The 26,665-nt window shown below is 62.0% G+C and carries 30 protein-coding genes and 1 tRNA gene; 6 read left to right on the forward strand and 25 right to left on the reverse strand.

Annotated elements, in window-relative coordinates; translation table 11 throughout:
* The first annotated feature begins 200 nt into the window (after window positions 1-200).
* The 3 genes from EBN1_RS00185 (at window position 201) to EBN1_RS00195 (ending at window position 2,196) form a co-directional block, all read left to right on the forward strand.
* Window positions 201-1,103, forward strand: coding sequence for a DUF808 domain-containing protein (locus EBN1_RS00185; RefSeq protein WP_011235891.1), 903 nt, complete (start codon window positions 201-203; stop codon window positions 1,101-1,103).
* Between the two features lie 223 nt (window positions 1,104-1,326).
* A complete protein-coding gene (locus EBN1_RS00190) occupies window positions 1,327-1,605 on the forward strand; it encodes a type II toxin-antitoxin system HicA family toxin (RefSeq protein ID WP_011235893.1) in 279 nt (92 codons plus the stop codon).
* 126 nt (window positions 1,606-1,731) lie between these two features.
* Window positions 1,732-2,196, forward strand: coding sequence for a ferritin-like domain-containing protein (locus EBN1_RS00195; RefSeq protein WP_011235896.1), 465 nt, complete (start codon window positions 1,732-1,734; stop codon window positions 2,194-2,196).
* A gap of 31 nt (window positions 2,197-2,227) precedes the next feature.
* Here the strand turns inward: EBN1_RS00195 and EBN1_RS00200 are convergent, their stop codons facing one another.
* The 19 genes from EBN1_RS00200 to EBN1_RS00290 form a co-directional block, all read right to left on the reverse strand.
* On the reverse strand, window positions 2,228-3,088 hold the full coding sequence (locus EBN1_RS00200; RefSeq protein ID WP_011235897.1) for a PA4780 family RIO1-like protein kinase: 861 nt from the start codon (window positions 3,086-3,088) through the stop codon (window positions 2,228-2,230).
* Window positions 3,089-3,507: 419 nt separating this feature from the next.
* Window positions 3,508-3,747: a hypothetical protein gene (locus tag EBN1_RS00205; protein ID WP_011235898.1), complete on the reverse strand. Its 240-nt coding sequence runs from the start codon at window positions 3,745-3,747 to the stop codon at window positions 3,508-3,510.
* Window positions 3,748-3,781: 34 nt separating this feature from the next.
* Window positions 3,782-4,408 carry an SAM-dependent methyltransferase gene (locus EBN1_RS00210; protein ID WP_011235899.1) on the reverse strand — a complete coding sequence of 209 codons (627 nt, stop codon included), beginning with the start codon at window positions 4,406-4,408 and terminating at the stop codon, window positions 3,782-3,784.
* Between the two features lie 299 nt (window positions 4,409-4,707).
* Window positions 4,708-5,235: a peptide deformylase gene (gene def, locus EBN1_RS00215; RefSeq protein ID WP_011235900.1), complete on the reverse strand. Its 528-nt coding sequence runs from the start codon at window positions 5,233-5,235 to the stop codon at window positions 4,708-4,710.
* A 42-nt stretch (window positions 5,236-5,277) separates the two neighbouring features.
* The gene (gene dtd / locus EBN1_RS00220; RefSeq protein WP_011235901.1) at window positions 5,278-5,736 is read right to left on the reverse strand and encodes a D-aminoacyl-tRNA deacylase; all 459 of its coding nucleotides are present in this window, start codon (window positions 5,734-5,736) and stop codon (window positions 5,278-5,280) included.
* Window positions 5,737-6,210: 474 nt separating this feature from the next.
* The gene (locus tag EBN1_RS00225) at window positions 6,211-7,257 is read right to left on the reverse strand and encodes a Fic family protein (RefSeq protein ID WP_011235902.1); all 1,047 of its coding nucleotides are present in this window, start codon (window positions 7,255-7,257) and stop codon (window positions 6,211-6,213) included.
* Entirely contained in the window at window positions 7,254-8,159 is a 906-nt protein-coding gene (locus EBN1_RS00230) for a restriction endonuclease (RefSeq protein WP_011235903.1), read from the reverse strand. Before EBN1_RS00230 ends, EBN1_RS00225 begins: the two co-directional genes overlap by 4 nt.
* A gap of 89 nt (window positions 8,160-8,248) precedes the next feature.
* The gene (locus EBN1_RS00235) at window positions 8,249-8,512 is read right to left on the reverse strand and encodes a hypothetical protein (protein WP_197531840.1); all 264 of its coding nucleotides are present in this window, start codon (window positions 8,510-8,512) and stop codon (window positions 8,249-8,251) included.
* A complete protein-coding gene (locus EBN1_RS00240) occupies window positions 8,509-8,757 on the reverse strand; it encodes a hypothetical protein (RefSeq protein WP_011235904.1) in 249 nt (82 codons plus the stop codon). The genes EBN1_RS00235 and EBN1_RS00240 overlap by 4 nt, the downstream gene beginning before the upstream one ends.
* 236 nt (window positions 8,758-8,993) lie before the next feature.
* Window positions 8,994-9,728: an IS21-like element ISAzo4 family helper ATPase IstB gene (gene istB / locus EBN1_RS00245; protein ID WP_011235905.1), complete on the reverse strand. Its 735-nt coding sequence runs from the start codon at window positions 9,726-9,728 to the stop codon at window positions 8,994-8,996.
* Window positions 9,729-9,750: 22 nt separating this feature from the next.
* Entirely contained in the window at window positions 9,751-11,310 is a 1,560-nt protein-coding gene (istA, locus tag EBN1_RS00250) for an IS21-like element ISAzo4 family transposase (RefSeq protein WP_011235906.1), read from the reverse strand.
* A gap of 205 nt (window positions 11,311-11,515) precedes the next feature.
* Window positions 11,516-11,824: a hypothetical protein gene (locus EBN1_RS00255; RefSeq protein WP_011235907.1), complete on the reverse strand. Its 309-nt coding sequence runs from the start codon at window positions 11,822-11,824 to the stop codon at window positions 11,516-11,518.
* Window positions 11,825-11,908: 84 nt separating this feature from the next.
* Complete coding sequence (locus EBN1_RS00260) at window positions 11,909-13,252, reverse strand: IS4-like element ISAzo5 family transposase (RefSeq protein ID WP_083782911.1); 1,344 nt, start codon at window positions 13,250-13,252, stop codon at window positions 11,909-11,911.
* A gap of 468 nt (window positions 13,253-13,720) precedes the next feature.
* The gene (locus EBN1_RS00265) at window positions 13,721-14,845 is read right to left on the reverse strand and encodes an ISAs1-like element ISAzo3 family transposase (protein ID WP_011235911.1); all 1,125 of its coding nucleotides are present in this window, start codon (window positions 14,843-14,845) and stop codon (window positions 13,721-13,723) included.
* Between the two features lie 102 nt (window positions 14,846-14,947).
* Window positions 14,948-15,175, reverse strand: coding sequence for a nuclease-related domain-containing protein (locus EBN1_RS00270; protein WP_157866542.1), 228 nt, complete (start codon window positions 15,173-15,175; stop codon window positions 14,948-14,950).
* A 347-nt stretch (window positions 15,176-15,522) separates the two neighbouring features.
* Window positions 15,523-15,960 carry a hypothetical protein gene (locus EBN1_RS00275; RefSeq protein ID WP_157866543.1) on the reverse strand — a complete coding sequence of 146 codons (438 nt, stop codon included), beginning with the start codon at window positions 15,958-15,960 and terminating at the stop codon, window positions 15,523-15,525.
* 141 nt (window positions 15,961-16,101) lie between these two features.
* Entirely contained in the window at window positions 16,102-17,226 is a 1,125-nt protein-coding gene (locus tag EBN1_RS00280; protein WP_011235911.1) for an ISAs1-like element ISAzo3 family transposase, read from the reverse strand.
* Between the two features lie 80 nt (window positions 17,227-17,306).
* Window positions 17,307-17,840, reverse strand: a complete 534-nt coding sequence (locus EBN1_RS00285; protein ID WP_041645351.1) for a hypothetical protein — start codon at window positions 17,838-17,840, stop codon at window positions 17,307-17,309.
* A gap of 446 nt (window positions 17,841-18,286) precedes the next feature.
* The gene (locus EBN1_RS00290) at window positions 18,287-19,591 is read right to left on the reverse strand and encodes a hypothetical protein (protein ID WP_241762783.1); all 1,305 of its coding nucleotides are present in this window, start codon (window positions 19,589-19,591) and stop codon (window positions 18,287-18,289) included.
* 332 nt (window positions 19,592-19,923) lie between these two features.
* Here EBN1_RS00290 and EBN1_RS00295 point away from each other — a divergent pair, with 332 nt between their 5' ends.
* Together EBN1_RS00295 and EBN1_RS00300 are read left to right on the forward strand one after the other, a co-directional pair.
* Window positions 19,924-20,268 carry a hypothetical protein gene (locus EBN1_RS00295; RefSeq protein ID WP_041645357.1) on the forward strand — a complete coding sequence of 115 codons (345 nt, stop codon included), beginning with the start codon at window positions 19,924-19,926 and terminating at the stop codon, window positions 20,266-20,268.
* Between the two features lie 44 nt (window positions 20,269-20,312).
* Window positions 20,313-20,594: a hypothetical protein gene (locus tag EBN1_RS00300; RefSeq protein ID WP_011235915.1), complete on the forward strand. Its 282-nt coding sequence runs from the start codon at window positions 20,313-20,315 to the stop codon at window positions 20,592-20,594.
* Here EBN1_RS00300 and EBN1_RS00305 read toward each other — a convergent pair.
* The gene (locus tag EBN1_RS00305; protein WP_041645359.1) at window positions 20,591-20,818 is read right to left on the reverse strand and encodes a type I toxin-antitoxin system ptaRNA1 family toxin; all 228 of its coding nucleotides are present in this window, start codon (window positions 20,816-20,818) and stop codon (window positions 20,591-20,593) included. The two genes, EBN1_RS00300 and EBN1_RS00305, sit on opposite strands and share 4 nt — an antisense overlap.
* A gap of 107 nt (window positions 20,819-20,925) precedes the next feature.
* Entirely contained in the window at window positions 20,926-22,530 is a 1,605-nt protein-coding gene (trbL, locus tag EBN1_RS00310; protein WP_011235917.1) for a P-type conjugative transfer protein TrbL, read from the reverse strand.
* Between the two features lie 65 nt (window positions 22,531-22,595).
* On the opposite strand from trbL, the gene EBN1_RS00315 reads away from it, so the two are divergent.
* Window positions 22,596-23,720, forward strand: coding sequence for an ISAs1-like element ISAzo3 family transposase (locus EBN1_RS00315; protein WP_011235911.1), 1,125 nt, complete (start codon window positions 22,596-22,598; stop codon window positions 23,718-23,720).
* A 357-nt stretch (window positions 23,721-24,077) separates the two neighbouring features.
* Here the strand turns inward: EBN1_RS00315 and EBN1_RS00320 are convergent, their stop codons facing one another.
* The 4 genes from EBN1_RS00320 to EBN1_RS00335 all read right to left on the reverse strand — a co-directional run bounded on the left by EBN1_RS00320 (window position 24,078) and on the right by EBN1_RS00335 (window position 26,622).
* Window positions 24,078-24,359: a helix-turn-helix domain-containing protein gene (locus EBN1_RS00320; protein WP_011235918.1), complete on the reverse strand. Its 282-nt coding sequence runs from the start codon at window positions 24,357-24,359 to the stop codon at window positions 24,078-24,080.
* Window positions 24,356-24,694 carry a type II toxin-antitoxin system RelE/ParE family toxin gene (locus EBN1_RS00325; protein WP_011235919.1) on the reverse strand — a complete coding sequence of 113 codons (339 nt, stop codon included), beginning with the start codon at window positions 24,692-24,694 and terminating at the stop codon, window positions 24,356-24,358. Before EBN1_RS00325 ends, EBN1_RS00320 begins: the two co-directional genes overlap by 4 nt.
* A 325-nt stretch (window positions 24,695-25,019) precedes the next feature.
* A complete protein-coding gene (locus tag EBN1_RS00330) occupies window positions 25,020-25,661 on the reverse strand; it encodes a helix-turn-helix domain-containing protein (RefSeq protein WP_197531842.1) in 642 nt (213 codons plus the stop codon).
* An 885-nt stretch (window positions 25,662-26,546) separates the two neighbouring features.
* Window positions 26,547-26,622 (reverse strand) — tRNA-Ala (locus tag EBN1_RS00335).
* Window positions 26,623-26,665: the final 43 nt, after the last annotated feature.

Raw genomic sequence — 26,665 nt, forward strand, 5'->3', positions numbered from 1 at the left:
GCCTTTATTGTCCGACGCTCGTGGGCATCAATGTTCCGCCTACAAGCTCCAGCCGTCTACCAGGACGTCGCATTCCCGGGCCGGAATTTGTCGAAAGTGACTCGCGTCGGCACTGAGTTTGTCGAAATCCGTGCGTTCCCTCGTCCAAATCTGCTACAACCCTCCATCCCCTCTTTTCTGCCCGTCACGGAACCCTCGCCATGGCCGGAACCACCTTGCTCGCGCTGATCGACGACATTGCGAGCATCCTGGACGATGTCGCCACGATGACCAAAGTGGCAGCCAAGAAGACCGCCGGAGTGCTGGGCGACGACTTGGCCCTCAATGCACAACAGGTCACGGGCGTACAGCCCGACCGCGAGTTGCCGGTCGTCTGGGCGGTGGCAAAAGGTTCGTTGTTGAACAAGGTGATCCTCGTCCCCGCCGCGCTGTTGATCAGCGGGCTCGCCCCCTGGCTCATCGCCCCCTTGCTCATGATCGGCGGTGCATTCCTGTGTTTCGAGGGCTTCGAAAAGCTGGCCCACAAGTTCCTGCACGCGCCCGCCGACGAAGCGGAACACCGGAAAACCTTGCGGGCGCTGACGGACCCGAGCGTGGATCTGGTTGCGCTGGAAAAGGAAAAGATCAAGGGGGCGGTGCGCACCGATTTCATCCTTTCGGCCGAGATCGTGGTCATCACACTGGGAACGGTGGCGGCCGCTTCCCTGATGCAGCGGGTGAGTGTACTGGTCGGCATCTCGCTGCTGATGACGGCAGGCGTGTACGGTCTGGTGGCAGGCATCGTCAAGCTCGACGACCTCGGGCTACACCTGCAGCGCAGCACGTCTCCGCTGCGTCGCAGCATGGGCGCCGGGCTGCTGCGCACAGCACCCTGGCTCATGAAGACCCTCTCGGTCCTGGGCACCGCGGCGATGTTCATGGTCGGCGGCGGTATCCTGATGCACGGCTGGCCCACGCTCGCTCATGCCGTGGAAGAATTTTCGGCGGCCTTCGGCGGGCTGTTGAGCGGCTTGCTGAATACGGCGGCAGGAGCCGGAATCGGTGTGATCGCGGGCGCCGTCGTGCTGGGCGCCGTCACCTTGCTGCAACGCTTGCGCCGGTGACTCGGGCGGCATGACCGAATGAAAAAGAGCGAGCGCGAATCGAGGGTCAAACCGATCGCAAATTGCTTGGCAGACCGGCCAAGGCCAGGATTCCTTCATTCGTGCCGCATGGCTTCGCGAGACGGCGGGACGTTCGACAAGGCAAGCCTTCGCCATACTTGCCCTTGCGTACTGGCATGGCCAGCCGACCGAGCGTGATGCCCCATCGATAGGAAGCCGGATCATGAGTCACAAACACCGGGCTGTCTTGGAATCGATCTTTCACGAACCGCCCAAAAGCAATATTCAGTGGCGCGAGGTGGAGTCCTTGCTCAACCACCTTGGCGCCGTCATCGAGGCAGGCCACGGCGGACGCTTCCGCGTCGAGTTAAACCGTCACGAATTCTTCCTCCACCACCCCCATCACAGCAACGAGTTCAGCAAACAATCGATCAAGCAGTTGCGCGAGTTTTTGGCCGACGCCGGAGTGACTCCCTCGCTCTACGACGCGAATCACGAATAAGGGATGCCGACCCGGACCACGCGCCTCCGAGGTTGCACTCCCTGCGCCGGCGGCGCAGCGGGTCGTGGTCTAGAGTGAATCGACGCGCGGGCGCATCTCGCGCGAAATGTCACAACGGAGGGCGTCATGGGGGAATTCGACAAGGACCCGGTCGTCGCGGTGCTGAACCGCATCCTCGAATCCGAGCTGGCCGGCGTGGTGCGCTACACACATTACTCCTTCCTCGTGTTCGGCTTCGGCCGCATCCCGATTGTCTCGTGGCTGCGCGAGCAGGCCGACGAGTCGCTGATGCATGCGCGCCAGGTCGGCGAATGGGTGACGACGCTTGGCGCCTACCCGTCGCTCACGATCGGCCCGTTGCTCGACTCGCACAAGCACGACATCGGGGCGATCCTGCGCGAGTCCCTCGAAGCCGAGCGCGCCGCGCTGCAGCTGTACCGCGATCTCCTCGCGCTCGTCACCAACCGCTCGGTCGCGCTCGAGGAATTTGCGCGGCGGATGATCGGGGTCGAGGAATTGCACCATGCGGAAGTCGACAAGATGTTGCGCAAACCCGGCGACGTGTCGGCGTTCGCACCGCAGTCACCGTAGGAATGGGCGCTGGCGCTGGGCGCGCCGGGATTCAGATCGCGGGAGTCTCGGCAGCAGTTCGGCCCGCTTGGCGCACCGCCTCCTCCTTGCGCGCCGCCTCGATGACCTGCATGACTTCGTCGAGGTCGGCGAGCCCGTCTTCGCACTGGAAGACGCCGGTGAGTGCGCTCTCGGGCCGCAGCTTCCCGGATTCGTACAGCGACCAGATCTCCTTGCCGTAGGCGGTTTCCTGCAGCTCCGGCGCGAACTGGCCGAAGTACGCGGCGAGGTTGTCCACGTCGCGCTCGAGCATGGCGCGGGCGTTGTTGTTGGCCGCGGCGTCGACGGCCTGCGGCAGATCGATGATCACCGGGCCGGCACGATCGACGAGCACGTTGTACTCGGAGAGATCGCCGTGGACGATCCCGGCGCAAAGCATGCGGACGACCTGTCGCACGAGATCGGCGTGATACTGCCGCGCATCGTCCTCGCTTAGTACTACATCGTTGAGGCGCGGAGCCGGTTCGCCGTCTTCATCGGTCACCAGTTCCATCAGCAACACGCCCTCGTGGAAGTCGTAAGGCATCGGCACACGCACGCCTGCTGCCGCGAGGACGCGCAGCGCATCGACCTCGGCGTGCTGCCACGCGGCCTCCTGTTCCTGCCGCCCGTAGCGCGAGCCCTTGGCCATGGCACGCGCCTGGCGGCTGTTCTTGATCTTGCGCCCTTCGGTGTAGTCGACCGCCTTGTGGAAACCGCGCTTGTTGGCCTCCTTATAGACTTTGGCACAGCGCACTTCGTCACCACACTGGACGACATAGACCATGGCTTCCTTGCCGCTCATGAGCTGGCGAATGACGTGGTCGACGAGACCATCGGCCACCAGCGGTTCGATTCTGCTCGGAGTTCTCATGCGCGGGGATCCGCTCCTGTGCGGGTTGCATTGGTGCATGCGCGATTTCTGCGCAGCGTGTGGGGAAGGTCGCGAAAGTCGAACGGCAGGCCAAGCCCCTCTCTCCCCGGCATAGTACGTCACCACGTCAGGAAGCTGGCAGAAGGCTTCTACGGGGCGTTCCACCGGTTGCGCGCCGCACCATGTCATTTCCCTATTCCTGGCACGGGAATATCGGAGTGACAGAGGGAATGCGGAAGATTAATCGACGGATAAAAAAATTCGTTGTCTATCTTGTTGCGACGCACAAGCTCTTCGCCTACTCTTCAGTTGTCTCCTCCACCCTCCTCCTTTGGTGTGGATTTCAGCCCGGGCCCGAAAGTGCTCGGGCTTTTTCTTGGTTTCTGCTGACCTCGTTTCTGCGGACCTCTCGGGGGACGTCAGGCGTCCGGATCGTTCTTCCTGACGCCGCGCAGGTTCATCGCGAAAAGCCCGATCTGCAGTCCGATCAGTGCGTATGCGCCATCGTGCCAGCCCCACGCGATCCACAACCCATTGCTTGCAATAAAGCACCAGAAACCCCAGTTGCGCTTGCGCGAATCCCGCGAGCCGACGAACCAGGCGGCGACGAGCGTCACGATCATCGCCGGCCACTGCAGCGCGTCCAGAAATTCCGTCATCACCGCCCGGCAGGGAGGAGTCGAGAACGCTTCTTCAAGACTTGCGCGCCACGAGCCCGATCAGCGCCGAACAGCCCCGATGCGCCGCACCTTCCGAGAGGTCATCCTCGTATTCGACGAGTTCCTCGATCTCCCAGTCGGAGAACGCATCGCGCAACAGTTCGCTCGTGTACAGATTCTCGACTGCGGAAGGCCCGCCGGTGCGGTACTCGAGCTGTTTCGGCGTGTAGCCATGCAACAGAATGCGTCCGCCCCGGCGCGCAAGCTGCTTCATCGCGGCGAACTGCCGTTCGCGCGCCGCAGCGTCGACGAACTGGATGAAGATTCCGACAACCCAGTCGAACGCCTCAGCGAGCTTGGCCGGCGGCCAATCGGAGGCCATCATGTCCGCCCGGATGAATTCAACCTCGATACCGCGGCCGGCCGCGAGGCGACGTGCCTTTTCGATTGCAACGTCGGAAATTTCGACCGCAGTCACGTCAAGCCCCTGCTCGGCCAGCCACACCGAGTTGCGGCCTTCGCCATCGCCCACCGACACTGCGTTGCGCCCGCTCGCAAGAAGCGCCGCGCGGTGCGCGAGGAAGCGGTTCGGCCCGGTGCCGAACAGGTACTCGTCGCCGGCGTCACGGTAGCGCTTGCTCCAGATGAATTCCTGCTCCATTCGATTCCTTCCCGTTATGGTGGATAAAACATCCCGGTCGCATTCTCAAGATCCTGCCGCAGTCGACCGGCCTCCTTGCCGACAGTTCGCAGCAGGCCTGCGAATGGAAAGAACAATCCGGGTAATCTCCGCACAAAGCGCGGTGAATTTCTTTCCCCTGCGGAGAATGCGCACCACAATCTCCGCATGACTAGCGGAGATCAAGGCTACATCCGACGTTCTGCCCACCCGCGCGCTCGGGATGGATCACGGTGATCCCGAGTTTGTCGGGCGGGATCACGACCACGAATCGAATCGGACTATGCCTTGTCCAGATCGGGAAACAACACCTCCGTGTAGCCGAAGCGGCTGAAGTCGCGCACCCGCATCGGGTAAAGCACTCCAGCCAGATGGTCGCACTCGTGCTGCACCACCCGGGCGTGAAAACCTTCGGCAATGCGATCGATCGTCTGCCCTTGCGAATCAGCGCCCTGGTAGCGGATGCGGCTGTGGCGCGGAACCATGCCGCGCAGTCCGGGAACCGACAGGCACCCTTCCCAGCCCTCCTCGACAAGTTCGCCGAGCGGGGTGATCACTGGGTTCAGCAAGACCGTTTGCGGCACCGGTGGAGCGTCCGGGTAGCGTTCGCTGCGCTCGAAACCGAATATCACCATCTGCAACCCGACGCCGATCTGTGGCGCCGCAAGCCCGACGCCGCCATGGGCTGCCATCGTGTCGAACAGGTCGACGACGAGTGCGGCGAGCTCTACGGTGCCGAAGGCGTCGACCGGCTCGGCGGGCTGTAGCAGGCGCGGGTCGCCCATGCGAAGAAGAGTGCGGATCGTCATGGATTCGGTCGGCTATTGAAAATAATGAAAACAACGATCGGATCAGACCGGCAGCGCCGTCGGCACGATCCTCAGCGGCACAGTGACCGGCCCGTCGTTGACCAGATGAACCTGCATGTCGGCACCGAACTGGCCGCTCTCGACCTCGGGGTGCAAGGCGCGGGCACCCCGCACGAACACCTCGTACAGGCGCAGTCCGTCGGCGGGCGCGGCGGCTCCGCTGAAGCTGGGCCGATTGCCGCCCGAGGCGTCAGCAGCGAGTGTGAATTGACTCACGATCAACAGTCCTCCGCCCACATCCTGCACCGACCGGTTCATGCGTCCCTGAGCATCTGCGAAGATGCGCAGCTTGAGCAACTTCACGAGCAGGCGCTCGCCTTCGGCTTCGGTGTCGCCGCGCTCGGCACACAAGAACACCAGCAGCCCGCGGCCGATCCGACCTACGACTTCGCCCTCGACGACGACGCGCGCCTCGCAGACCCGTTGTACCAGTGCCAGCATCGTATCAGCCTTCCCGAGGGCGATCCCCCGAGTCGCCGCGCCCCCAATCGACGTTCACGGTTTTGCTCGCATCATCATCTCGCACTCGGTCCCCCTCGCCCACCAAATTACGATTCACACTGCCCCTCGCAACGTATAGGGCACGTGCGAAACGCCTTTCCACAAACACAGAGCAGAGAGTCCTCTCTGCCTCATTTTTATGCAATTTATGACAAAAGTGGGGTTTCAGATGCGCCCACACCTTTCGCACGGATCGGCGGAACCCGCCCCAACACTGGTGTTTCGGGCAGACGTGAAGAAGGCCAGAGCAATGTCTGGCCTTTTTGAATTGGTGGTGCTGAGTTGACTACCGAAGAATCGCTCTTGGGGCTGGAGGGTAATGGCGAGCAATGCTGCGGACGTGTGGCGCTTCTCATCCAGGAATAACCTCAGACCTGAGTTGCTACCCTTTCTATTACCCTTACTAAAGGGTAATTACCCTTTCTTCTTCCACTTCGCCGCCGGCCCGCGTCCCTGGCATCCGACCTTGCCGGCGGCCTGCTGCTCGCGCAGCACCCGGCGCACCATGTCGCGGCTGACGCCCGGGCAGTGCAGTTCGAGCTGGCTGACCGAAAACTCGCCGGCGAACTGCTGGATGGCGGCCAGCACCTGGTCGGTCTTCACGCCGCGCGGTGCCTTGGTTTCACCCACCCGATCAGCAAATTCCTTGTACGCCGTCTTCAGGATGAAGAGCACGTAATTGATGTAGTGCCAGGGATCGTGCTTCCCCTCGTGCCAACCCTGCGAGCTCTTCTCCAGGGTCTCGTAGTAGCGCTCCTTGTTCTGCTCGATCAGCCGCTCCAGGCTGATGTAGCGGCCCACCTCGTAACCGAGTTGGTAGCTCTGCAGCAGCCAGAGCAGACGTGATACCCGGCCATTGCCGTCACGGAAGGGATGGACGCACAGGAAATCGAGGTTGAATGCCGCCAAGGCGATGAGGGGCGGCACCCACCTTTCGTCCTGGCAGCGCCGCCAGTCCGTCACCAGATCGGCCATGCAACTTGGCGTATTGGCGGCGGGCACGGTGCGAAAGCGCACACGCTCTCTACCATCCGGGTAGCGCTCGATAATGTCGCCATCCCTTTCCTTGTACAGGCCGGCGTCCCAGATCTGGCCGCGGGTGATCGCTTGGAGGCGTTTGACGGTCTCCTCGTCGACCGGGATCGTCGCCGACTCGGCATGAATCCAGGCCAGCGCATCGCGATAGCCGCGCACTTCCTCTTCGTCGCGGTCACGGAACAGCGGCTTGGGAGCCGCAAGAATATCCCGGACCCGGGAGGGATCGACCGAAACGCCCTCGATGCGGTTGCTCGAGACTGCGCTTTCGATGAGCGCGTGTTCGCGCAGGGCCTTGAGGCGCTGAGGGGACTGCCGCGTGTAGAGCTCCTGCTTGCCGCGGAATTCCCCCAGGTCAGCGAGATACCAGGCCGTTGAAGGAGGTATCGCGATCTGGCCGGTGGCGAACTGACGGAGGGTATTCATGGTGCTGTGCTCAAGCGCCTATCAGCGGCGGCCCGTACCCCTCGGCATTTCGGAAATTCGGTGCATCCCCAAAACAGCTGATCGGCCTTCGATCCCTGCTTGGCAATGCGCTTCACCATCGCGCCGCCACAGCGGGGACAACTCGGGTCGACCGCAGCCGTAACAGGCACCGTAGACATCGCGGCACCCCCGGAGATTGCGACTTTCTCAGCGGGGGTGCTTGCCCCGCTCGCGGTACGGGCCTTTTCGATCATCGCAGCCAGCGCCGGGCCATCGATCAGCTCGATATTCCGCCCGTTGGCGAAGGCCTGCGCATCACGGGTGAAAACACCGGAGGTCACGACGAAACCGCCCACGGCACCCTCGGCCGCCATCACGCCGAACAGTTCGCGGACGACGTTCACCGATACCTTGTAGGCCCGCCACTGCTTGCACTGCACGAGAAACGCCTCGCTGCCTTTCTGCAGCTTCAGATCGACGCCGCCGTCCGCGCCCCCGCCGCCGGTCTCGGCCACTGCGAACCCACGCATCCGGAAGGCTTCACCCACGAGTAATTCGAAGTCGCGCCAGCTCATGTTGCGCAGCGCGTCACCAGATCGATCACCGGCAACGCCGCGAACCAGTCCCTCACGCTTGCGCCGGCCGAAGTACGAGGCAGCGGCACCGGCCAACAGCAATAGCGGCACGATGTATTGTCCGTAGGTCGCAAGCGCCTTCGTCATCTGCCCAGCGACCATCTGGCCGATCTGTCCCGGCGCGACATTGGCCGGCACCTCCGCGGCGGCGTACCGATGCAGAACGCCGTAGGCCACGGCGGCGAGAATCGTCCCCACCCACCACGGCAGCATCGCCGCGAGCTCGAACAGGTCTTCAAAGACGCTGGTGTTTTTTCTTCTTGCCATCGTGTGCTCCCCCTTGCGGTCATTACTGCCGGATCGCCTTCAGTCCGGACTCGTCGCCGAGGTGAAAGAAGATCCCCCCTTCCACGGGATCACCCTTGAGCCGCAGCCAGCCGCGTCCACTCATCGGGTCGTTCTCGTCGGAACCTTCCCACGAGAAATCGAAGCGTGCGCGCCATCCAGGGTTTCCACCCGCCCATCCAGTTCCCCCTGCACCAGACCGAACTGAAAATCGTGCTCAGATCCTTGCGGATCGTGATGTGCGCCGGCACTTCCATGTTGAGGTAGTCGGCATCCCAGGCCTCCATCTCGGTAATTCGCCACTCGCCCACGAAGGCGCGGCCGATCTTCTTCATTCACCGATCTCCAGGCCGGCGCGTCGCCAGAGCGCATCGAAGTCGTCTCCCACGCCCCACCCCACGTTTTGCCCCATCGCGCGGACATCATCGAGACGGCCGAGAAAGGTTTCGCGCTGCGGCTCGGGCAGGCTGACCACGATCTTCAGCGCCTGCTCGAACATTCGCACCAGGGCACTGTAGTACCCCTCGTCGTCCAGCCCGAACTCGCTGCTGAAACCGATCGCCTGCTCGCAATAGAACACCGTCAGATCCGCGAGCCCCGCCGGCTGGCCTGCGCATTCCGACGAACGTGACCGCCTGCACCGACGAACGTGACCGGGGGGTCTGCGCGCGAAGCGTGGTGTTCAGATTCTAACCGTGTCGGTCACGATCACGGTCAATTCGGGGCACGGCGCAGGCTTATCCACAGGCGGCCGCCAGCGCGCCTCATACGCTGGCGGGCGGGCGCCTGTGGGTAAGGCGTCTCGCGCGCACGGCCTCATGCCTTTTCCTTTCTTCTCATCGACTCGCCCTTGAGGGCGAGCTTGTGCGCGGCGTGCACGACGCGATCGAGGATCGCATCGGCGAAGGTCGGGTCGCCCAGGTAGGTGTGCCAGTGCTCGATCGGCAGCTGGCTGGTGATCACGGTCGAACGCGTGCCGACGCGGTCGTCGAGCAGCTCCAGCAGGTCGCTTCGCTCCTGCGCCGACGGCGCGGCCAGGCCCCAATCGTCGATGACGATGAGATCCATGCGCGCGAGCTGCATGAGGCGTCGGCTGAAGCTGCCATCGGCATGCGCGATGCGCAGCTCCTCGAAGAGCCGCGGCAGACGCACGTAGTAGGCCGCGAGGCCCTGCCGGCACGCCGCGTTGGCGAGCGCGCAGGCGAGCCACGTCTTGCCGCTGCCGGTGGGGCCCGTGATGAGGCAGTTCTGGTGGTGGCGAATCCACTGGCCGGTTCCGAGCGCGGCGATCTGACTGCGCTCGAGGCCGCGCCCGGCGCGGTAGTCGACGTCCTCCAGGCAGGCGGCAGCGGCTTTGATGCGGGCGGCCTTGAGCAGCCGATCGATGCGTTTGCCGTCGCGCAGCAGGATCTCGCGATCGATGAGCTGGGCGAAGCGCTCCTCGAAGCTGAGCGCGGTGATGGCGGGCTGGGTGAGCTGCTCCTCGAAGGCGCGCGCCATGCCTTCCAGGCGCAGGGTGCGCAGTTGTTGCAGGCTGTGTTGTATCAGCATCGATGTTCTCCGGTGGGTGGAATCAGTGGTAGTAGCGCGCCCCGCGCAGGTTCTCGTGAGCGGCCGGTAGCGCGAGCTCGCTTTGCTGCGCAGTGGATGCGGGGAGCGGCGCGCGGTCGAGCCCGCTCTTGAGGATCGAGGCGACGTTGCGGTAACGCATCGCCCCGAGGGTGACGGCGCGGGTCGCCGCGGCTTCGAGGCGTTCGTTGCCGTATTGGCGACCGAGGCGCATCAGCCCGAGGCACGCCCGGTAGCCCTGCTCGGGGTGCGGCATGCGTTCGAGTTGGTGGCTGACCACCTGCTCGGTGTGAGGTCCGACCGTGGCACCCCAGGCGATGAGTTTGCCCGGGGACCACTGGCGATGCGCCTGATGGGATGCGGGCATGTGCTCGGTGAGCGTGGTGAACGCTCCGTACCGGGGGCTTCTCGCATGCACCGCGACGCGGCGGCCCGCCGCAAAGCATTCGATGCTGCTCGCGGTGATGCGCAACTCCACCGGTTGGCCGGCGAGCGCATACGGCACGCTGTAGTAATGCCCGTCGAACTCGACGTGGTAATCGATATTGGGCTTGGCCCGTTTCCACTGGGCGAACTGGAACGCGGTGGCGGGCAACGGGCGCAGCGCCGGCCGATCGAGCGTCTCGAACGCTTCGTGGCGCGAGCCTGGCAGGCGCCGGAAGGCACGCGTGTTCAGCGGCTCGAGTAACGCGGCGATCGCCTCGTTCAACTCTCCCAGCGAGAAGAAACGTCGATGCCGCAGCCGCGCCAGAATCCAGCGCTGCACGATCTGTACGCCGACTTCGACCTTGGCCTTGTCCTGCGGCTTGTAGGGGCGCGCGGGCAGGATCGCCACGCCGTAGTGCGCGGCGAACTCGGCGGTGGTGCGCTGCAGTTGCGGCTCGTAGCGGTCGGCTTGGCCAACGAGCGAGCGCGTATTGTCGGGCACCACGAGCTCGGGCACGCCGCCGATGAAGGCCAGCGCCCGGGCGAGCGAGCCCAGCCAGTCGGCCTGCGACTGCGTCGCCGTGGCGCAGGCGAACGTATAGCTCGAGGCGCCGAGCACCGCGACGAAGATCTGCGCGCGCGAAATCTCGCCCGTGTCGGCGTCGACGATCGGCACCGTGTCGCCCGCGTAATCGATGAAGAGTTTCTCGCCGGCGCGGTGCACCTGGCGCATCGAGCGCTTGAGCGTGCGGGCGAACGCGCGGTACAGGTCGCAAAAGCGCGAGTACTGATAGCTCGGCCCGTCGGCCGTCTGCACGTACTCTTCCCACAGCAGCGCCAGCGTGACGTTCTTTCGCTTGAGCCCCTGATGCACCGCCGCCAGATCCGGCGGCACATTCGCGACGCTCGCGCCACGTCCACGCCGGGCGACCCCCAGCACCCGGCGCAACTCGGCCTCGTCGGCCGCCGACAACTCGGCCCACGGCCGGCCGCACTCCTCGGCCGCCTTCACATACTTGGCGACCACGCCTTTGGAAATCGACAGCGCGCGGGCAATGCGCTCATGCGACAGCGCGCAGTCGTATTTGAGCCGTAACAGCTCCCTGATCTTGTGCATGGCAATCCGCTCCGCCGGCATCCTCGGTCTCCGCGCAAAGCGCGCGAGGGTAGCCGGCCTGACAAACGACGTTGCCACGCTTGGCCTCACAAACCCGTTCCGATTTGATCGTGACCATTGATTCCGACATCGTGACCGCCCATTCCGACAACTCGCCGAAATCGGTCACGATCAAATCGGAATCCGCGGTCACGACCGCGGATTCACCGGTCACACTATTTCGGAGTCAGCGGTCACGTTGGGTCGGAATCCGCAGCTGGCCGATGGCCTTCTTGTAGTCGGCAATCGGCTTCTTGGCCTTGGCGACGGAGTAATCCTGATTCTTGTACACGTCGGGGCACAGCCAGCGGTCGATGGTGGCCTTGTAGGATTTCAACACGTCGCCGCCCAGTGCGAAGCGGGCGTGGAGGAAAGCCTGATTGTCCTTGCTCGCCGCGTAGAGGTCTTGCAGCAGGCCGATCAGGCCGGCGCGGTCGAAGTCGGCCAACTTGGCTTTGACGTCGCTCCAGTTGGGAGTGTTCTTTTTCGTGGCCATCGGCTTATTCCTCGCCGCTGGCCGGGCCCTTGCCAACCTCAATCTTTTTCAGCAGCCGGTCAAAGTCATGTCGTTATACACAACTCAGGCCGCCTCATCGCGTAGCGCCTGTATGGTGGCGGCGGCATCCATGACGCGCTGCAAGCCCAGCCAGATGGTCTTCACACCCGGCTCGCCGTCGCCCTTGCGCGCCAGGAAGCCGCCGAGGGTGGCGATCAGGCGCAGCACTTCGTTGATGGTGGGCGGGGTGGCGGGCGGTTTCTTCTTCGTGAGCAGATACGCGCCGCGGATCTCGTCGGGGTCGAAGAAGAGCGTGGCATCCAGCTCGGGGCAGGTTCGGCCGGTGCGCATCAGATGCGCGATGCGCCAGGCGACGACCATGAACAACGCCAGCGCGCGCTCCAGGCGCTCGATGGCGGACAGTTGCAGCGCTTCGATCCGACAGCCGTTCTTGAGCACGTGAAAGAAAGTCTCGATCTCCCAGCGCGCCCGATACCAGTCGATCAGCTCGACCACGTCGGCAGCCGTCGCAGCTTCCCGGTTGGTGAGCAGGCGCCACTCCACGGGCTTGGTGCCGGCCGGCGCGCCGATCTCGCGCGCCACGATGCAGGTGGCCGATACCGTGCCCGCCTTGCCCGCAGGCAGGCTGACCCGTCGGGCCCACAGTTGCTGGCGCACCTCGCGCGCCTTCTGGCCGTGGCGCGAGCCCATCGTGAACACGATCTCGCCCAGCGGCTCGCCTGCGCAGGTGTGCGACCACAGCTTCGCGCCCTCTGGCAAGCAACGGTTGTGCTTGGCCCGCACCAGCCAGTCGGCCGGCGTGCCCAGCGTCTGGGCGCGCAGCATCATTTCCATCAGATCCGCTTCGCGGTCGGCTACATACACCAGGCGGGTGGTCGCCATCCCCGTGGCCAACTCCGCGACCCGCTCGTAGCCTTCGGGCCAGCGCGCGCTCTCCTTGATGCTGGTGCGCTCGCCTGGTTCATCGACATCCTCGCGCGCCCACATCCACGCATCGAGCACGCCCAGCGGTTCGCGCTCGGGCGTCACCGCATAGGTCGGGTGCAGGTACATGCCGCGGCGCGCCTCGTAGTTCAGCCGCCCCAGACCCGCGATGCCCTGCCCGTTGAAGTCCAGCTCGGTCGTGTCCTGCAGGCACAACACCACCGGATGGGCACGCATGCGGCTGCGGGTGCGCTCCCAATGCGGCGCCAGGATCGCCTGCCAGTCGACCTCGTCGTTGCCCAGGAAGCGGTACGCGCCAACCGTCTCGCCCCAGCCCCGGCACGCCATCGGAATGCCCGCCGTCGGCTTCGCCGACAACCGCTCCATCAGCACCTTCGCCCGCTTGTTCAGTCTCTCGTCGCCCAGCGCCATCCCCGCAAACTCCTCCACCACCCAGCTCTTCGTCGCCAACAGGTCACCCAAATTGCAAAAGTAGACGCGTTTTTATATGGGTTTACAAGCACTTCGTGTAAGTCATTGAAGGTCAACGATTATTCAGATCGGCGTGCCGGCGGTGCGGAGTTGTGTATAACGAGATGGCGTAGAAATCTATTTTCTTGGATTTGTAGTCTTCTTCGTTACGCCGTGACTGTTCGTGAAGCCGATCAAGGTGTGAGTTATACAGACTGTGTATGGCTCGCTTGGTCCCGTGGTGAAAATACACATAGGTCTTGATCATCCTGAAGAAATTGGGACTCTTCAGACTCTTTTCCAAGAGCCCGTTGACATGAATCTCAAAGAAATTCTTCTTGTAGGCGTAGACCTGCTGAAAAGGGGATTTCACCCGCTGTGAGAGAGCCTTGACTGACCATTTATTATTGGAGTCAATGATGTAGAGATCGAGATTCCAGTCCCAGGGCAATTGCACCGTCTTGTCATAACCCGAGGCGCTCAAATGGCCAACCCAAGTAACTCTTCGCGAAAGTCATCCTCCATGCAGGCGAGCAGTCGCTTGGACTTGATGCTGGCCTTGCGGGTGGTGTTGTGGCGCAGCAGGTTCAGTACGATGTGGCGCAGCACCACGAAGTTGTTGGCCGCATAGCCTCGGCGCACACGGGACTGATCATCGTTGAACTGCACATCGAGCGACCAGTGAAGCTGATTTTCGACCGCCCAGTGGCTGCGCACGGCCTGCGCGATTCTGGCGGCATCTGCGGGCAGGGAACTGATGTAGTAATGGCGCTCGACGCTGGTCTTGCCGTCGACGGTGCGTTCGCGCTCGACGAGCGCAAACGATTGCAGCCCGGCCCACTGCTCGGACTTGTACAACTGGCTGACCGCATCATAGGCCCAGCAGCGGCGCACCTCCACGCGGCCGTGGCCCTTGGTTTGTTCTTCGAAATGCGAAGCCGGCGCGATCTTTTCCGCCACGCCGGCCAGGGTGAGCAGAATCGAGTCGGTCAGCGTGGGGTGGTTGTCTTTGACGCACAACACGTAGTCTGCGCCACGACTACGGATGGTGCGGGCAATCGCTGCCTGGGTGCCCATCGCATCGATCGTGACGATGGTGCCTTCGAGCGCCAGCATGGCGAGCAACTCGGGAATCGCCGTGATCTCGTTGCTCTTCTGATCGATGGCGCGCTGCCCCAGCACCAGACCCATCCCGGCGGCAAAGGCGCTGACCATGTGCAACGGCCCCGACGTATCCTTGCCGCCACTGCGCCGACTGGTCTTGCCATCGATGGCCACCACGCTGTCCGGCGCCAGCGCCGGCACCAGCACGCCCACCCAGCGCAGAAAGGCCGCCTCGAAGGCCGCGGGATCGATCATCGCGAGCACCCGGCAGAACGTGTCATGCGAGGGCACGCCCGCCTTGAGCTTCAGGAACTTGCGCAGCCAGGCCAGGTTGGACTTGCCCCACAGCGCCACATCCACGAAATCGTTCGCCCCGCACAGCACCGCGCACACCGCCACCGTCAGCAACTCGGACAGATCGTGCCGGGCCTGACGCTTGCTGCGCGGGTCGGGTACCGACACGAACACTTCGCTCACGGGCATCAACTGGCCTGTCTTCATGGGCGTCCCAAAAAGACAGTAAGCTACACAAAATATGACGTTGTGAACAGGGGCTCGCTAAGCGCATGATCGTAAACGGTTTACCTGTATCGGTTATGCATTTTAGGTGCGATTGCCCTGATTCCAGTCCTTGACCTCAATGATGATGACACCTGCGTTCGGAGACAACAGCACTATGTCTGGACGATCACCGTTGAAGCATGGCTGAAAATAGACTTCTACTTGATGGTCAAAATGGCCCGCCAAAAACTCCAGGAGAAATATCTCACCTTCAGTTGGTTTTTGTTTGGATCCCTTAGCTGCTTCTAAGGCGGGAATGAGGATTGCCATAAGCTCAAGAAACGGATGGGGTTCAGGAGAGCAAAAGCAGGGGGAAAAGGGGCAGGGTTCGCATGTTCGCACTGCGCCTCACAACGCCAACTCTCCTTGACCTTTGCTTGCCGCCGGATTGCCTGGGAGTAGGTGCGGCCGCCCGCGAGGCTATGGTTCGCGGCGCTGCCCGGTCATCTCGTCGATCCTGGCATAGAAGCGCGTTGCCAAGCGGCTGACTCTGGTTCAACGTCAGCCGGATGTCGTCGATCGTCACCTGGTCGAGTTGGGAGCGGAACAATGCGCGATACGTACTTTGGCGCGGCCCCGAGCGCACGGTACAGCACATTCTGCACGATTTGGTTCCGTCACTCTTCCTTGTACAACTCATCGTAGAAATTGGGTCGCTCAATTTCTTTTAGGTAGTTCCGGCTTGCTGCATCGTCGCCGTAATACCTGAGCAAGTTGCCGTACATCACAGTCAGAACTTCAGTGATGAATTTCAACGTCATCTCAGGCGTATCGATGTGTATCAGGATGGATTCCAGTTGCACCACGAACATCGCATCGCGCGCAGGGTACGTCTCCTGATGCTCGAAGGCGACGCTAAAACGTTTCAGGATAAGGGCTACCAACTCGCCACATTGCTCACAAGCGGCGACCAGCCCCAGGAATCCGGCGACAGTTGTGGGCAACTGGCGATGAACCCGATAGAAAGACAGTACAACTTCGTGCAGCCGTGCTTCGACTTCCTTTTTCTCTAAGATATAAAGCAGGATCGGCTCCGCCACCATTTCCTCGCGCAAGAATTTCTCAGGCGACCGGGCATGTTGACGATGATTCTCTGGATTCCTAAATTGCAGCAGATGAATGTGCTCATGCGATACGGTAGACGCGTCGCTCTTGCGGACAGGGCAATTGCACCGTCTTGTCATAACCCGAGGCGCTCAAATGGCCAACCCAAGTAACTCTTCGCGAAAGTCATCCTCCATGCAGGCGAGCAGTCGCTTGGACTTGATGCTGGCCTTGCGGGTGGTGTTGTGGCGCAGCAGGTTCAGTACGATGTGGCGCAGCACCACGAAGTTGTTGGCCGCATAGCCTCGGCGCACACGGGACTGATCATCGTTGAACTGCACATCGAGCGACCAGTGAAGCTGATTTTCGACCGCCCAGTGGCTGCGCACGGCCTGCGCGATTCTGGCGGCATCTGCGGGCAGGGAACTGATGTAGTAATGGCGCTCGACGCTGGTCTTGCCGTCGACGGTGCGTTCGCGCTCGACGAGCGCAAACGATTGCAGCCCGGCCCACTGCTCGGACTTGTACAACTGGCTGACCGCATCATAGGCCCAGCAGCGGCGCACCTCCACGCGGCCGTGGCCCTTGGTTTGTTCTTCGAAATGCGAAGCCGGCGCGATCTTTTCCGCCACGCCGGCCAGGGTGAGCAGAATCGAGTCGGTCAGCGTGGGGTGGTTGTCTTTGACGCACAACACGTAGTCTGCGCCACGACTACGGATGGTGCGGGCAATCGCTGCCTGGGTGCCCATCGCATCGATCGTGACGATGGTGCCTTCGAGCGCCAGCATGGCGAGCAACTCGGGAATCGCCGTGATCTCGTTGCTCTTCTGATCGATGGCGCGCTGCCCCAGCACCAGACCCATCCCGGCGGCAAAGGCGCTGACCATGTGCAACGGCCCCGACGTATCCTTGCCGCCACTGCGCCGACTGGTCTTGCCATCGATGGCCACCACGCTGTCCGGCGCCAGCGCCGGCACCAGCACGCCCACCCAGCGCAGAAAGGCCGCCTCGAAGGCCGCGGGATCGATCATCGCGAGCACCCGGCAGAACGTGTCATGCGAGGGCACGCCCGCCTTGAGCTTCAGGAACTTGCGCAGCCAGGCCAGGTTGGACTTGCCCCACAGCGCCACATCCACGAAATCGTTCGCCCCGCACAGCACCGCGCACACCGCCACCGTCAGCAACTCGGACAGATCGTGCCGGGCCTGACGCTTGCTGCGCGGGTCGGGTACCGACACGAACACTTCGCTCACGGGCATCAACTGGCCTGTCTTCATGGGCGTCCCAAAAAGACAGTAAGCTACACAAAATATGACGTTGTGAACAGGGGCTCGCTAAGCGCATGATCGTAAACGGTTTACCTGTATCGGTTATGCATTTTAGGTGCGATTGCCCTGCTCTTGCGGACGTGGCGACCTGATTTGACGACGATATGCGAGGTGTTCTCAAAAAGCGGCATAAAGTGCCCCAAGATGCGTCGCCTTGGGCCATTACCCACGCGCTTAAGAGTTGTCCGAGCGAGCATCCAGCCGAGCCCTAGGACTACAAATAGTCGTTCCGCGACCTTCGAGCCTCGACCAAGCTTGCTGATTTCGCGTTGAAGGGTACGTATTTCGTTGACGCCAAAGGCTGTCACGAAGTCGCTGGACAAAAACTGCATGTCCGAAACGGCCGCCTGCAGGAGTGCCTTGCGCACTACGAACTCGTGATAGAGCTCGCCAATACCGCGGACCCTGGTGACGCTGAACTCGCCCGTCAGACTTTCGCAGCGTAACGGTTCTGGAGGGAACTCACCAAAATCATCCTGTAGCTGTTGCTTAGACGACTTTTTCTCGATGGAGTGTACAGCATGAACTAGGCGGGCAAGCAATTTCACAAAGAGGATGTCCATTTGACGACTATTTCATGAGTATACCGAGGTCCTACCATCCATGAATGGTCGTAACGAAGGCTGCTCCCCTCCGAGACCTGCCGTTGCCCCTTGATCTTGCGACCGGCAACTACGGGTCGGGGTGCGACCAACGCCTACTCGGGTTCATCGCCGGAAAGCCGCCGCTGGAGATTCGCTTCCCGTAAGCTGCCGCTCGCCGATTAGTCGTCTCGACCCATCAGCGACATCCGCGCCCTTGAACTCGTCACCCCGAAGCGGCCGGTCGGCCTTGTCTGGGCCAGTTGAAATTCCTATGCTCTGGGTGCAGCGAAGCAACTGGGGCCTCTATCCCGTTCCTGCCCCTTCCGACCTCCCGTTTCAAGGGTACGGGGCCCTGCTGACAGGGGCATCCACGGAACCGCTTCGCACTGGCCAGCTTTCCCGGCGTACCAACTGGCCGAGGCGGCCTATTCCGTCATCTCCGCCGCTCTCAGAGGGCCGCGGAAGCTTGAATGCCAGAGCGGGCTTTCCTCCTTCAAGAAAAAATTCGTTGCTCCGCCCGAGTCTGTGCTGCCATCGATAGCGAGAAGAAGGCCGCTTCTACTGCTGAACACAACACCGACAATATGGCCCGGCGCACGATTGAGGAAGTTATTAACTCCGAGTTTCAATCCCGTTGGTTGCTCGCCTGGGGCACTGACTTGTTCGTGTAGCGACAGCAACTGATTTGCATCGAGGCCTTGCAATGCAACCCAGAACAAAGCGCCACGCTTGCGTGTAAACTGTCGTGCCGCGGAGTCGTCGAGGGTGGCAAACACCTGATCCAGCACGTCGTCCTCAACTGCACTTTGCATCACGAACGCCAGCATTCCGCCCGCAGGGGTCCCGTACACGACTGCTTCGCGATTGGCAGTGCCTGTCGTCGCGTCGATGGCCTTCCTCCACTCGTCGCGGCCCTTATCCTTCGCCGCTTCAATCGTGGCAGGATCGAAGGGTGCTATGCGAACTTCCGCGCCTCCACGCAAGGTCGCGCTGCTCCCAGCCACGATACGCGCAACGACTTCTCTCGCGAGTGCGGATCTTTCCCCCGTGTCTACCGGTAAGCGATAAGGAACGGTCAGCACAACCGCAAGCCCCGAGCGCAGGCTCTGTGCAATGCCACCCACGTCTCTCCATAGCTCGCCCCAGAACTCCAGCGCAGCGCGGCGATGGATACGGCGTCCCTTGTTTTCCGAGATGGACTTGCACTCGACCTCAAGCCCACTGTGGCCGAGATCTTCGATCAGGAGATCAAAAGAGCCCCCGTTGTTCTCTCTGTGCCAAGCCACACGTTGCCCACGACGGACGAAGTGGGTCGCTGCCTGCATCTCCAAACTCAGACCGTGCATGTTCTCGGAACTGCTGAAAGCCGTTCGGACCCGTTTGACGAATGTTCTGGCCTGCTTGACCGTGCTCCTCTCCAGGACTCCGAGCACCTGTGCAGCGAAGGCCAGAGACGGAAAAATGCTCGAATCGTTGCAGGCCTCGTGCGGCACGGTGCCAAACCTCGCGACCAGTCTTCGCAAGCCCTCCAACTGGTATGCGATGGCGTACTCCGAACGTAGGTAGTCACCGAGAAACTGATTGGACCGAATCGCCTCTTCCTGCCGGGCCACCGCACCTTGCCAATGTTCCGCACCAATTGCGCTCGCCAGGCGCCGGTACACCCCGGGCACGTCCGCTGTCGTCATCTCAGTAGCTGGCACGTCGCCTCTTTCTTGCTGTTCGATCAAAAGTCAAGACTACCAAACTGGCGGGCCTCGAAAGCTGACCGTCGTGACGGTCTCGCCAAACGCCAGACGCGGGGACCGAACCCCACAACTTAAATGGGCAAAGAGGGGCGCAAGCTGAGAAGCCGGAGCGATATCGAGTTGCAATGCTCTCCAGGGCATCGCGCAGGAAACGCGAAACGTGTCCGCGTAGCAGATCGTCGATACAAGACTGCGTAACGTCGAGGCGCTCCGCCGCCTCGACCTTCCAGGGCGCGTGGCGATGGCTGCGGCCGTTCGAGCATGCGCGACAATTCCATTATCATTCCGCTCCGGAACCAAGATACAGGTCGTCTATGAGCACACGTTACGGGCGTCGCGCCGCCGATGGTACGCTGGAGTACCACGACAGCAAGGAAACGCTGATCGCGGCCGAGCGCCGCGAGAGCAGCGAGAGCCGCGCGGGTTTCTTCGGACTTATCGGTCTGCTGCTTGGCGGCGTGCTGGCCTACGTGGCCATTCTCAAGCTGGACGTCATGGACTGGCCGAAGTGGTTGCGCCTCTCGTGCATCGTCCTTGGCGCTGGCGTCGGTGCGTTCACGCTGTCAAAACTAGCCGATCTCATCTGGAGTCTCATCCAATTCCTCATCGGCATCGCTGTTTTGTACGGGATCGGCTCGATTCTATGGAAGGCCCTGTAAACCCTGCTCGCATCACAACGGACGCTGAAGGGAAGTAATACGATATGACCTCATGGACCGAAGACGACGCCCTCGCCTATGAGTGCGCCCGTGAATGCATCAATCACGTGGTCGCGATCTGCTCTGCCGAGCTATGGGACGAGGAACACAAACTCGCGCCGGATTCAGCCCGGATAGGACTGATCAAGGAGGAAATGACCCGCCTCGCTGGCGAGCGGCGGGCCTTGCGCCTGGGCCAGCACGCTGAGATAGCCCGCGTCAGGGCTGAATACGGGGCGCAGATCCGAGCGGGCTGGAAACCTGTCAACTCGCCAGGTCTTCTTTAAGTCGCCAGCGTCTGCCGCACAGCCGCCAAGGCTTCATGAAAATCGGCTGGCGTCGCCTGGCCAGTTTCGGCCTGATAGAACAGCACCACGAACATGTTCGCCACTGCTTCCGCCAGCGGCGAAATCTGACGTGCTCCCTCCTGATCTACCCATTCGAGCGCCGTCAGTCGAGCGGCGGCCTGGTGCACGATTTCCGTTGCTTCTGTAGCATGCCGAGTTGCCATGATTCACCTCTCCATCAGGTGTTGAGTGGACGTGCCGGCTGGCCCGCAATGCCGGCCGGCACGCTTGGAAGAAGACGAAAACGTCGGTTGTGCTGCGGTCCGAACTGCTACCGCCGAATAGTGCCTTCCGCTTCGGCCGACTCCGCCCGCGGCCGATTCACGAATGACGCGACCTCGTCATCATGATCGGCCGACAGCCCTCCAAGCCCTGCGCCGGTCAGGCTGTTACCGTCAAAGGCGGGGGACTGCTGTTCTGCCATACTGGCCAGAATTGAAGCGCCCAGACGCCCCCCGGCAGTCTGGCTGATACGATCCGCAGCTGCGTTTTTCGCCGCCTCGGCAAGAGCACTCGCGAGTACCGCTCCAGTTTCCACCGCGACCCGCCCCGCCTGCGCCGCAGACGCCACGACACCGTCGCCCTGAGCGCCCTTTGGGGGTTTCTGAGGCGCCCCACCTGAACCCTGCGGGCTCCCGCTCCTGGTCTGGCCGCTCCCTTCGCTTTTACCCGTCGAGCCTGAGCTGCCCATCCTGGCGCCGACCGGGCCGGTCCCGCCGCCGTCTGCCAAGCCCGCAGCCTGAGCGAAGCTGCCCGCTCCGTCGGAATTGCCGTCCAGTCCGATACCGCCGAACAGACCGGCCAATGCATCCGTACCGGAAGCGACGTTCTGGCTCGCCTTGGAGACAGCGGCCATGAGTGCTTGTGCTCCACCCGCCGCCGCGGCGCCCCCTGCCACCAGGGCCGCCCCGCCCGAAGCGAGGGCTGCACCCGCGCCCAAAGCTGCGCCGCCGACCGCCCCGGCGCTAAACGAACTACCGGAACTGGCTGCGTGACCGCCGCCTGGGATCAGACCGGCGATCATGTTGGGAATCGAATGGATGAGCACCGCCAGGACGAGCGCTACAACAAAAATCACCAATAGCTCACGCAACGGAGCGCCTTCCTGCAGGTCGGCGTGATACCCGTCCATTACAGACACCGCAACTCCAATCAGCAGCGTCATGGTCATCAGTTTGAGCGCGATGCCCGTGACGGCCCGGAAGTAATTGATAGCGATGTCACTCGTCCATCGCGACCCGCCGAAGCCGAGCACGAAAATTCCCGCATAGGCCAGTACCCACGCGTTCACCAGCGCCAACAGCACGTTCGCGGCCACAACACCCATGCACGCCAGGATCGCCAGTGTCGTGAAGAATATCGACAGGTTGTCGATCGGACTCAGAACCGTGTAGCTCTTGCCGGCCTTCACAAGGATGTCAAAAGCAATGTCGATCGGCCGCGATGGGGTGAGATCCCGAGAAATGCCGGCGGCAACAGATCCGATATTGCGAAGCGAGTCGATGATCGACATGGCGAAGCCCGGGCCATTGAGGAGGAGCCACCAGAAAAAACCGGTAAAGATGGTGAACTTCACCAGCTCCGCAAAAAATTCGCCTATATCCGCCTTACGCAGAGCCATCATGCCGAAAGTCCAGACCATCGAAATGACAACGAGCGTCCAGAACAGCCATGTGGCGTACTCCGTGATTTTCGAAGCCCAAGCCGCGCTTTCCGTCAGGAAACGATCCGCTACCTGATCGAGCACGCCGCTTGGCTCTATCGCCGCCGATGCAGCTCCAGACAGAAGCAGCATGGACATCATCAGCATCAAGCGCAGTACAGGGCAATCGCACCTAAAATGCATAACCGATACAGGTAAACCGTTTACGATCATGCGCTTAGCGAGCCCCTGTTCACAACGTCATATTTTGTGTAGCTTACTGTCTTTTTGGGACGCCCATGAAGACAGGCCAGTTGATGCCCGTGAGCGAAGTGTTCGTGTCGGTACCCGACCCGCGCAGCAAGCGTCAGGCCCGGCACGATCTGTCCGAGTTGCTGACGGTGGCGGTGTGCGCGGTGCTGTGCGGGGCGAACGATTTCGTGGATGTGGCGCTGTGGGGCAAGTCCAACCTGGCCTGGCTGCGCAAGTTCCTGAAGCTCAAGGCGGGCGTGCCCTCGCATGACACGTTCTGCCGGGTGCTCGCGATGATCGATCCCGCGGCCTTCGAGGCGGCCTTTCTGCGCTGGGTGGGCGTGCTGGTGCCGGCGCTGGCGCCGGACAGCGTGGTGGCCATCGATGGCAAGACCAGTCGGCGCAGTGGCGGCAAGGATACGTCGGGGCCGTTGCACATGGTCAGCGCCTTTGCCGCCGGGATGGGTCTGGTGCTGGGGCAGCGCGCCATCGATCAGAAGAGCAACGAGATCACGGCGATTCCCGAGTTGCTCGCCATGCTGGCGCTCGAAGGCACCATCGTCACGATCGATGCGATGGGCACCCAGGCAGCGATTGCCCGCACCATCCGTAGTCGTGGCGCAGACTACGTGTTGTGCGTCAAAGACAACCACCCCACGCTGACCGACTCGATTCTGCTCACCCTGGCCGGCGTGGCGGAAAAGATCGCGCCGGCTTCGCATTTCGAAGAACAAACCAAGGGCCACGGCCGCGTGGAGGTGCGCCGCTGCTGGGCCTATGATGCGGTCAGCCAGTTGTACAAGTCCGAGCAGTGGGCCGGGCTGCAATCGTTTGCGCTCGTCGAGCGCGAACGCACCGTCGACGGCAAGACCAGCGTCGAGCGCCATTACTACATCAGTTCCCTGCCCGCAGATGCCGCCAGAATCGCGCAGGCCGTGCGCAGCCACTGGGCGGTCGAAAATCAGCTTCACTGGTCGCTCGATGTGCAGTTCAACGATGATCAGTCCCGTGTGCGCCGAGGCTATGCGGCCAACAACTTCGTGGTGCTGCGCCACATCGTACTGAACCTGCTGCGCCACAACACCACCCGCAAGGCCAGCATCAAGTCCAAGCGACTGCTCGCCTGCATGGAGGATGACTTTCGCGAAGAGTTACTTGGGTTGGCCATTTGAGCGCCTCGGGTTATGACAAGACGGTGCAATTGCCCTGATCCATGAGCGAGGCGACGTCTCGATCCGGTACATATCCACACCGCGCGGTGGCGGCGCCGAAGACGCGTGACGCTTGACCTACGCCCCCAAGCCCCAAAGGCGCTTGCGCGTAAGCCTATGGCGATCAGCGCGTGACGTATCGAGACGACTTCTTGACGCTTGAAGGGGTCGCCTCAGGAAACCGAAAAAATCGTACGCTGACGGCTTCTCGCAGACCTTCGTTTGCGAGAAGCGTTGCTGAGAAGGCGGCGTTTTGTCGCGACTGTGGGCTGGGGAGTTCTCGCTTGAAGCTACGCAGAACGGCGAGTTTCGAGATGGTCAGGCAGCTTGAAGTACCCGCATTTCGACGTGCAGACCAGCCGCGGCAGCCATGTTCACCAAGGCATCGAGGCCGAACAGGCTGATCTTCCCGCGCATCAGGTCGGAGACGCGCGGCTGCGTGACACCGAACAGCTTGGCCGCCTGCGACTGGCTCATTTCGGTGCGGGTGATGTGATCCTTGAGTGCCATCATCAGCTGAGACCGCAGCTTCATGTTTTCGGCCTCGGACGGCGTGTCCTCAATGGCGTCCCAAACGCTGGAGTATCGTTGCTCGCTCATTGCCCTAGCTCCTTCACCAAGTCGCGGTAACGCTTCGCGGCGAGATCCACGTCGGCCTTGCTGGTCTTCTCCGTCTTCTTCTGGAAGCAGTGAAGCACATACACGGCGTCGGTGATCTTCGCCACATAGATGATCCGGAACGCGCCACTCACGTCCCGAATCCGAATCTCCCGAACGCATTGGCCTACGGTGCTCATCGGCTTCCAGTCGTCGGGCTCGCGGCCCCTCTGCACCTGGTCGATCTGGTGGCCGGCCTCGCGTCGCGCAGCCAGTGGAAAGGCGCGTAGGTCATCGAGGGAGCTTCCCAGGAACTCGACGGGCTTGGGATTAATCATGTCACCACTATACAAACTTTTGTATGCTCGAACAAGTGGACGGGACAGGCAACCGGCTTAGGGTACGATTTTTCCCGTTTGCTGAGACGCCTCCTTGAAGGCTGTCCGGAGCCCTCCCCATCCTGGCGTCACATACCATCCTTACACCTGCCCCACCAGGTTCCACCGCGAAGCGCCACTCTTTTTCAAATAAGATTCTTATCTCTTTAGGAGCTCATCCATGAGCTGTTTTCCCCGCGAAAACGGCTCATCCATGAGCTGTTTTCCTGTTATACACAGCTCACGGATGACCTGGCTCATGGGTGAGCTGTGTATAACGTCGCCCCTATTCCCGTCCTTCGTTCTTGCGAATCCGACTCGCCGACCAACATGCCGTCAGCTTATTGCGGAGTTCCTCCGGTAGTTGATCGAGGTTGGCCATGAACTCTTGCACGTTGAAGTTCACTGCGTTGTCGTGAAGGTGATTCACATTGACCTGCAATCGCTCGATGTGGACGACTCTGGCGCCGCCGAGGTCGCCGCTCACCAGCACGTTCTTGAGATCCGCAACGGCCCGCTGCACGGTACTCGGCAGATAGTCCCACGTCGCAACGGCAGCCGGTCGCCCGTCGTCGGCGCGGATTTCGACCTTCTCCCGCAGCCGGTACTCGTTCCGACGGCCGACCCTGGTCTTCGTGATGTACCCATACTTCTCGAGGACATTGATCTCGCGTTTCACCTGGGCGAGGGAGATGCCTGACTTCGTCGCGATGGTTTCGAGCTTCGGGAACGCACAGCCCGTCTGGTAGTTGGTATGAGCCTTGATCACCAGATACACCTTCACCGCCGAGCCAGGGATGCGCGCCAGGTCGCCGCTGTCGATCATCGCCTTGAAGAGGTGGAACCACTGCGTTTGCGCTTCGAACAGATCGGGCTGCATCGGTAAGCACGGAAGCCCCTGCGCCGCCACGGGCGCGATGATCTTCATCATCTGCCCTCGGCAGCCGGGCGCCGCTGCGCCATCTGTTCAGCTTTCGTGGGCCGCCCCCGACGGCGTTGCGTAGTGACTTGCACCGACAGCGCGCCCTGCGCAGCAGAGGACGCCACGTGAGCCGCTAGCCAGCTCTCGACGTCCTCGACACGCCACAACAGCCGCTTCGTACCTGGGAGGCGACAGATGGGTGGAAGAGACCGCGGGTTTCGGGTCGCGTCACTGCGAATGCTGGCAATGGATTTGTGAAGGTATTGGGCCAGTTGATCGACCGTCAGGAGGGCTCTCATGGGCGCGCACCTCCCGTTTTGGCAACCCCTCCGCAGGCTGTCCGATTGAGACTGCTGGTATCTCTATTCCGAACACCAGCCGACGCCGGGCACGGAACCAGGCAGCCGATGTGGACGAAGACGAGCTTGGTCCTCGCGACCGAAATCCGCTTCATGTCGATAACCCCGTTTCGAGTGGCTAGGGTCATCGAGCAACTGCGCCACGTGGCTACTCGGTGATTGACCGGGGCGACACCGGAGCCCGGCCTTTTGTGTTTGAAGTCACGGCGTCAGAGTACGCGGCCGGCCAATACGCGCGGCTGCGAGAGGCGTCGATCAGCCACGGAGTGCGCAGCTGATCGGTCTTGACCAGGGCGACACCGAGGCCCGGCCTTGTGCTTTTGAAGTCACGGTGTCAGAACCGCTAATCGCCCGAAGAACTCGGGCAGGCAAAGTCTAGCAGCAGCGATGAGCAATGTCATGCCCATGTTCGCAACTACTGCAGACACAGTTGCCACAAACTTGCCACACACGTACCGCAAAAATCTGCCCTATAAAGCAAAACAGCGCATCACACTGCGATGTGTAATGCGCTGTTCTAACTACCAAATTCTGGTGGACCGAAAGGGGATCGAACCCTCGACCTCTGCATTGCGAACGCAGCGCTCTCCCAGCTGAGCTATCGGCCCTCAAGAGCGGCGAATTATAGCGGTGACGTTTTCATTTTGAAAG

The organism is Aromatoleum aromaticum EbN1, from assembly GCF_000025965.1.
GTDB lineage: Bacteria > Pseudomonadota > Gammaproteobacteria > Burkholderiales > Rhodocyclaceae > Aromatoleum > Aromatoleum aromaticum.